At 63.8% G+C, this 530-nt stretch carries 1 protein-coding gene; it reads left to right on the top strand.

Annotation, left to right across the window (positions count from 1 at the left end):
* Positions 1–13 precede the first annotated feature (13 nt).
* Positions 14–530: carbohydrate ABC transporter permease (locus FK530_RS25435; protein ID WP_205124286.1), on the top strand; the 517-nt coding region annotated here is incomplete at its 3' end.

Genomic DNA, 530 nt, shown 5'->3' with positions numbered 1-530 from the left:
CACCGTCTGCGTGATGGTGTCCTACTACATCGTCAGGAAGCGCAACGCGTGGTCCAGGAGGGTCTTCAGCCTGATCCTCCTGGAACTCGGTATCCCACTGCAGGCCGTCATCGTCCCGGTGTACTACCTGGTCGTCCAGATGGGCCTCTACGACACCCTCCTGGGCATCATCCTCCCCTCGATCGCATTCGCCATCCCCGTGACGGTGATGATCCTGGTGAACTCCATGCGCGACATCCCCCCGGAACTCTTCGACTCGATGGCGGTGGACGGCGCGAAGGAGTGGACGATCATTCGCACACTCGTCGTCCCGCTGGCGATGCCGGCCATCACCACGGTGGGTGTCTACCAGGCGCTCCAGGTGTGGAACGGGTTCCTCTTCCCCCTGATCCTCACCCAGAGCAGCTCGGTGCGGGTCCTGACCCTGTCGCTGTGGAACTACCAGGGGCAGTACACCTCCAACATCCCCGCGATCCTGGCAGCGGTCACACTGTCCGCGGTCCCGGTCCTGGCCGCCTATGTCGTGGGCC

This window comes from Tsukamurella conjunctivitidis (genome assembly GCF_007858475.1).
Classification (GTDB): domain Bacteria; phylum Actinomycetota; class Actinomycetes; order Mycobacteriales; family Mycobacteriaceae; genus Tsukamurella; species Tsukamurella conjunctivitidis.
The sequence above is the reverse complement of the archived record's forward strand: the minus strand, read 5'-3'. Positions and strand labels throughout refer to the sequence as shown.